The organism is Micromonospora sp. ATA51 (assembly GCF_016802855.1).
Classification (GTDB): domain Bacteria; phylum Actinomycetota; class Actinomycetes; order Mycobacteriales; family Micromonosporaceae; genus Micromonospora; species Micromonospora sicca.
Window position 1 is genome coordinate 1 of the sequence record NZ_JAEVHJ010000341.1, and the last position, 6,779, is coordinate 6,779.

Annotated in this window: 6 protein-coding genes; 3 read left to right on the forward strand and 3 right to left on the reverse strand. The window is 72.3% G+C overall.

What is annotated here, in order from left to right; all coding sequences use genetic code 11:
* Positions 1–7: 7 nt before the first annotated feature.
* Together JNW87_RS32285 and JNW87_RS32290 are read right to left on the reverse strand one after the other, a co-directional pair.
* A complete protein-coding gene (locus tag JNW87_RS32285) occupies positions 8–1,996 on the reverse strand; it encodes an acetoacetate--CoA ligase (protein ID WP_238454973.1) in 1,989 nt (662 codons plus the stop codon).
* Positions 1,997–2,148: 152 nt separating this feature from the next.
* Positions 2,149–2,667 (reverse strand): acyl-CoA thioesterase, encoded by a 519-nt coding sequence (locus tag JNW87_RS32290; RefSeq protein WP_109805948.1) that lies wholly within the window; start codon positions 2,665–2,667, stop codon positions 2,149–2,151.
* A 23-nt stretch (positions 2,668–2,690) separates the two neighbouring features.
* Here JNW87_RS32290 and JNW87_RS32295 point away from each other — a divergent pair, with 23 nt between their 5' ends.
* A complete protein-coding gene (locus JNW87_RS32295; RefSeq protein WP_238454974.1) occupies positions 2,691–3,350 on the forward strand; it encodes a hypothetical protein in 660 nt (219 codons plus the stop codon).
* 53 nt (positions 3,351–3,403) lie between these two features.
* Here JNW87_RS32295 and JNW87_RS32300 read toward each other — a convergent pair whose 3' ends face one another.
* Entirely contained in the window at positions 3,404–4,567 is a 1,164-nt protein-coding gene (locus JNW87_RS32300) for an acyl-CoA dehydrogenase family protein (RefSeq protein WP_109804394.1), read from the reverse strand.
* A gap of 239 nt (positions 4,568–4,806) precedes the next feature.
* On the opposite strand from JNW87_RS32300, the gene JNW87_RS32305 reads away from it, so the two are divergent.
* Entirely contained in the window at positions 4,807–6,234 is a 1,428-nt protein-coding gene (locus JNW87_RS32305; RefSeq protein ID WP_109804395.1) for a UDP-glucose/GDP-mannose dehydrogenase family protein, read from the forward strand.
* A 212-nt stretch (positions 6,235–6,446) separates the two neighbouring features.
* On the forward strand, positions 6,447–6,779 hold a 333-nt coding region (locus JNW87_RS32310), incomplete at its 3' end, for a hypothetical protein (RefSeq protein WP_238454975.1).

Here is a 6,779-nt window from a genome sequence, read left to right on the forward strand (position 1 = left end):
GGTGGGGTCAGGCGCGGGTGGGGTTGTCGGTGGGGGTGCGGCGTTGGGCGAAGGCGGCGAAGGCCGTCAGGGATTCCGGGTTGGCCAGGGCGCCCTTGGCGGCCGCCGAGTCCACCGGGGTGCCGGTGAGGATCTTCTTGACCGGGACCTCCAGCTTCTTCGCCGAGAGGGTGCGCGGGACGGCGCGGACCTGGTGGATCTCGTCGGGGATGTGCCGGGGCGACAGGGCGGTACGCAGCTCGCGGCAGATCTTCTTCCGCAGCTCGTCGTCCAGTTCCAGGCCCTCGGCGAGCACCACGAAGAGCAGCAGCTCCCCCGCGCCGCCCTGGTCGTCCTCCAGGTGCACCACCACCGAGTCGACGACCTCGTCCAGCCCCTCCACCACCGAGTAGAACTCGGCGGTGCCCAGCCGGACGCCGCCCCGGTTCAGGGTGGCGTCGGAGCGGCCGGTGATGACGCAGCCGCCACGCTCGTTGATCGTGATCCAGTCCCCGTGCCGCCACACCCCGGGGTAGACCTCGAAGTACGCCTCGCGGTAGCGGACGCCGTCCGGGTCGTTCCAGAAGCCCACCGGCATGCTCGGCATCGGCGCGGTGATCACCAGCTCGCCCAACTCCCCGATGACCGGGGTGCCGTCGGCCGAACGGGCCTCCACCTTCGCGCCCAGCGCCCGGCAGGTGATCTCCCCGGCGTGCACCGGCAGCAGCGGCACGCCGCCGACGAAGCCGGTGCAGACGTCCGTGCCGCCGGAGAGGGACTGCAACTGCAGGCGGTCGCCGACGTTCTCGTACACCCAGGTGAAGCCCTCGGCGGGCAGCGGCGCCCCGGTCGAGCCGACGCCGTGCAGCGCGGAGAGGTCGGCGATCTCCTTCGGCACCAGGTTGGCCTTGCGGCAGGCCAGCAGGAACGGCGCGGAGGTGCCGAAGTACGTGGTGCCGGTCTCCGCGGCCAGCCGCCACAGCGCGCCCAGGTCCGGGTGGCCCGGGTTGCCGTCGAAGAGCACGATGGTGGCGCCCACCGCCGGCCCGGAGACCAGGAAGTTCCACATCATCCAGCCGGTGGTGGTGAACCAGAAGAACCGGTCCGCCGGGCCCAGGTCGTGGTGCAGGGCGAGCATCTTCAGGTGCTCCAGCAGGATGCCCCCGTGGCCGTGCACGATCGGCTTGGGCAGCCCCGTGGTGCCGGAGGAGTAGAGCACGTACAGCGGGTGGTCGAACGGCACCGGGGCGAAGGCCAGCGGCTGGTCGGTCGGCGCGGCCAGTTCGGCCCAGGAGAGCGCGCCCTGCGGCGGGACGCCGGCCGGGTCGAGGTACGCGATGCCCACGGTGTGCCGGAGCGACGGCAGCGCGGCCCGGATCGCGGCGACCTCACCGCGCCGGTCCACCGGCTTGTCGCCGTACCGGTAGCCGTCGACCGCGACCAGCACCTTGGGCTCGATCTGCTGCCAGCGGTCGGTGACGCTGCGGGTGCCGAACTCCGGCGCGCAGGACGAGAAGATCGCACCGAGGCTGGCCGTGGCCAGCAGCAGCATGTACGTCTCGGGGATGTTCGGCGCGTACGCCGCGACCCGGTCGCCGGGGCCGACGCCGAGCCGGCGCAGCCCGGCCGCCACCCGGCGGACCTGCTCGCGCAGCTCCGCGGCAGTGAGGGTGACCGGCGGCCGGGTCTGCCCGTGCGCGATCACCACCGGGTCGTCGTCGCCCCGGCCGGGCATCCGCAGCACGTTCTCGGCGTAGTTGAGCGTGGCCCCGGGGAACCAGCGGGCGCCGGGCATCGCCGGGTCGGTCAGCGTCGCGGTCGGCGGGGTGTGCGCGACCACGTCGAAGTAGTCCCAGATCGACCGCCAGAACGCGTCGAGGTCGGTGACCGACCACTGCCAGAGCGCGTCGTAGTCGGCGAACTCCAGCCCCCGGTGCTCGGCCAGCCAGCGCAGGTAGTCACCGATCCGGGACCGCTCGCGCACGTCGGCCGGCGGCGTCCACAGCACGTCACCCACTGCTCCACCCTCCCTGCGGCCCGCACGACTCTGTGACATGGGCCGTGCCGCCATCTTGCCCTACCTCGCAGCGTCATTCTCCGCACCGGGTGCCGCCCAGGGGGCGTGGCCGGCCCACACGCCCCGCCCGGCGGGTATGTGGACCGGGGGCGTCAGCCGGCGCGGTGGGCCTGGATCGCCCGGCGCCTGGCCAGCCGGTGCGCCCGGCGGATCTCCGCCTCCCGGAACCGCCGCTCGTCCTCCGGGGTCTCCGGCAGGACCGGCCGGACCGGCCGCGGCGCGCCGCCCACGTCCACCCCCACGAAGACCAGGTACGCGGTGGCCACCCGGACGGGCTCGTCCTCGGCCGAGTCCCACCGCTCGGCGACCACCCGCACGCCCACCTCCATCGAGGTGTTGCCGGTCCAGTTCACCTGGGCGTGGGCGTGCACCAGGTCGCCCACCCGGACCGGCTCGGAGAAGACGATCTCGTCGATCGAGGCGGTGACCGCGGTGCCGCCGCTGTGCCGCGCCGCGGCCGCCCCGGCCACGTCGTCGACGAACTTCATCAGTACCCCACCGTGCACGGTCCCGTACAGGTTGACATCGACCGCGGTCATGATCCGGCTGAGCGTGACCCGGGAGTACGACGTCGGCTTGCCGGCCGGCCCGGTGGAGGGATGATCTGTCATGCCGAAAACGGTACGGTGCGCGGATGCGACATCTCTGGAGCTTCCTCGCCGGGTTGGTGGTGGCGCCCGTCACCTGGGTGCTGATCACCCTCGGACAGGACGGATCGGGCAGCACCATCGACCGTTGGGTGGAGATCAAGGCCTCCTCCACGGCCAATCTGATCGAGCCGGCCGTCTACCTCGGTGTGGCCGGCATCCTGCTCGGCCTGCTCGGCACGCTGCGCTTCTCGCCGCTGGGTGCGCTCGTCGCCGGGCTGCTGCTGGTCACCCCGTACGTCGGGATGTTCATCGCGCCGTTCACGGTCCGGGACTGGATCCCCGACGGCTGGAAGGCGCTCGGGGACCCGCTGCCGCTGCGCCAGCCGGTGGAGAACGGCACGCTGTTCCTGATCGGCGTGCTGCTGCTGATGGCGGCCTTCAGCGCGCAGCGCTGGCGGCGGTGGCCGGCGTCGCCGGCCGAGGCGGAGCTGACCTCGGCCGACAAGCCGGCCGAGAACACCTTCGCGCTCAGCGACTGGCCGCCGTCCGGCGCCCGGAACGAGCAGGACACCACCCCGCCCACCCTCGGCTATCCCGACCCGACCCCCACCGACCCGCTGCCCCGCCGGAACACCGGCGAGTCGCCGTGGTCCGCGCCGCCGCGCGCCGCCACGCGACCGGAGGGCACCACCGAGACCCGATGACCGTTGCGGGCGGGCCGGAGGACCCGGCCCGCCGCCCGAACGGTTCCGCCCGGTCAGCCCTTGAGCAGCTGGCGGGCCATGACGATGCGCTGGACCTGGTTGGTGCCCTCGTAGATCTGGGTGATCTTGGCGTCCCGCATCATCCGCTCGACCGGGTAGTCGCGGGTGTAGCCGTACCCGCCGAGCAGCTGCACCGCGTCGGTGGTGATCTCCATGGCGGCGTCCGAGGCGAAGCACTTCGCGGCCGCGCCGAAGTAGGTCAGGTCCGCGTCGCCACGCTCGGACTTGCCGGCCGCGGTGTAGGTGAGCTGCCGGGCCGCCTCCAGCTTCATGCCCATGTCGGCGAGCATGAACTGGATGCCCTGGAACTCGGCGACCGCCTTGCCGAACTGCTTGCGCTCGCTCACGTACCCCTTGGCGTAGTCCAGCGCGCCCTGCGCGATGCCGACCGCCTGGGCGGCGATGGTGACCCGGGTGTGGTCCAGGGTCTTCATCGCGGTGGCGAAGCCGGTGCCCTCGGCGCCGATCATCCGGTCCGCCGGGATCCGGACGTTGTCGAGGTAGACCTCGCGGGTCGGGGAGCCCTTGATGCCCAGCTTCTTCTCCGGCGCGCCGAAACTGACCCCGGCGTCGGACTTCTCCACCACGAAGGCGGAGATGCCCCGCGAGCGGGCTGTGGGATCGGTCACAGCGAACACGGTGTAGTACTCGGAGACGCCGGCGTTGGTGATCCACCGCTTCACGCCGTTGAGCACCCAGTGATCGCCGTCCCGCACGGCCCGGGTCGTCATGGAGGCGGCGTCGCTGCCCGCCTCCGGCTCCGAGAGGCAGTACGAGAACATCGCGTCCCCGGCGGCGACCGGGGTCAGGTACTTCCGCTTGAGCTCCTCCGAGCCGGCCAGGATCAGCGGCATGGTGCCCAGCTTGTTGACCGCGGGGATCAGCGAGGCCGAGGCGCAGGCCCGCGCCACCTCCTCGATCACGATGGCCGTGGCCAGCGCGTCCGCGCCGGCGCCGCCGTACTCCACGGGGATGTGCGGGGCGTGGAAGTCGGCGGCCCGCAGCGCGTCGTACGACGCCTTCGGGAACTCGCCGGTCTCGTCCGCTTCAGCCGCATGCGGGGCCACCTTGGCCGCACAGACCTCACGGACCGCCTCCCGGATCGCCTCGTGCTCCTCCGGCAACCGGTAGACGTCGAACGACTGCTCTGCGGCCATGTTGGCCCCTCCCCTTCACCGCTATCATGCCCAGTCTGTAGCGCCTGAGAACCGCCGACCGCGCAGAGTGAAGGATAGCGACCGGCGTTCTGGTGCTCCTTGCCGCCGCGTAGGCTCGTGCGTGACAGGCGTCGACGTCGACCGGCGACCACAGAACGTCCCCCAACCGGTGCCCGGCCAGGCGCCGCAGCCGAACGCGACGCAAGGAAGCGCCGCCAGTGCGAGCGGAGAAGACAGGCGTGACGATCCCGTACCCGAACACCCAGCCGGTGCCGGCCATCGCCGCAGTGACCCCGCCCTCCGGCGCGGCCCGGCCCAGGGTGACCTTCCTCGGCACCGGTTACCTCGGTGCGACGTACGCCATCTGCTACGCGGAGCTCGGCTACGAGGTGCTCGGCTTCGACGTCGACGTCGACAAGATCGCCAAGCTGAACGCCGGCGAGGTGCCGATCCACGAGCCCGGCCTGGACGAGCTGCTGCGGCGCAACCTGGCCGCCGGCCGGCTGCGGTTCAGCACCGACATCGCCGAGACCGCCGAGTTCGGCGACGTGCACTTCATCTGCGTGGGCACCCCGCAGCGCGCCGACGGCATGGGCGCCGACCTGTCCTACGTCGAGGCGTCGGTGACCAGCCTGGCCCAGCACCTGACCCGCAAGGCGCTGATCGTCGGCAAGTCCACCGTCCCGGTCGGCACCGCCGAGTGGGTCGAGCAGCTCGTCGGCAAGCACACCCCCGCCGACCTCGGCGTCGAGGTGGCGTGGAGCCCCGAGTTCCTCCAGGAGGGCTTCGCCGTCGACGACGTGCTGCGCCCCAACCGGATCGTGGTCGGCGTCAAGAGCGAGTGGGCCAACGGCATGCTCTACGCCGCCCACAAGGGCGTCTTCGACCTGGCCGCCACCGAGGACCGCGAGGTCCCCCTGGTGGTCACCGACTTCGCCACCGCCGAGCTGGTCAAGGTCGCCGCGAACGCCTTCCTGGCCACCAAGATCTCGTTCATCAACGCGATGGCCGAGGTCTGCGAGGCCGCCGGCGGCGACGTCACCCAGCTGGCCCGCTCGATCGGGTACGACCCCCGGATCGGCAACCGCTTCCTCCAGGCCGGTCTCGGCTTCGGCGGGGCCTGCCTGCCCAAGGACATCCGCGCCTTCCAGGCCCGCGCCCAGGAGCTCGGCGCCGGCGAGGCGCTGCGCTTCCTGCACGAGGTCGACCTGATCAACCTGCGCCGCCGGACCCGCGTGGTCCAGCTCGCCGCCGAGCTGCTCGGCCGCCGCTCCGGCCCGGCCGGTCCGGACCTCTCCGGCACCCGGATCGCCGTGCTCGGCGCCACCTTCAAGCCGAACACCGACGACGTCCGGGACGCCCCGGCGCTCGCGGTCGCCTCGCTGCTCGGCAAGGCCGGGGCCGACGTGCACGTCTTCGACCCGCAGGGCACCGAGAACGCCCGCCGGGCGGTGCCCGAGCTGACGTACGAGGAGACCATGACCGACGCCGTCAGCGGCGCGGACCTGGTCTGCGTGCTCACCGAGTGGGCCGAGTTCCGCAACGCTGACCCGGTCGCCCTGGGCGAGCTGGTGCGGGGCCGGCGGGTGGTCGACGGGCGCAACTGCCTCGACTCCACACTGTGGACCCAGGCGGGTTGGGAGTACCGCGGCATGGGCCGCCCCTGACCCTCACCCGACGCGTACGGCCGGCCGTGGAACTGCTCCACGGCGGCCGTTCCTTTTGTTGCCCCGAACGCATTTGTTGCCCCGAACGCATTTGTTGCCCCGAACGCATTTGTTGCCCCGAACGCGCCGCCAACGGTCGAAATCCGCGCCCGGTCAGGGCATGCTGCGACAGTGGAGGTCCACACCGCGGGCCGGCCGGACGGAGGGGTGTCGTGCAGACCTTCAGATGCGCCTCGTGCGGGCGGGAGATCAAGCCGGCCATCATCTGTCCGCACTGCGGCGCCGACCAGCCACAGTGGGCCGAGCACCTGGCGGAGATCGAGCGCTCGATCGCGGAGATGAAGGCGCGCGACGCCGAGATCGCCCGTGAACAACGGCAGATCGCCGCCAAGATGCAGGCCGCCCTCTTCCAGCGGGACATCCTCGCGCACGCCGGTGAGGAACGGATCAAGCAGGCGACCCGGCCCCGCCGGGTGCTGCGCCGCCGGCCGGGTCGCCGGCCGCCGACGGCCACCACCGGCGCGCCGCCCCGGGTGCCCCGGCAG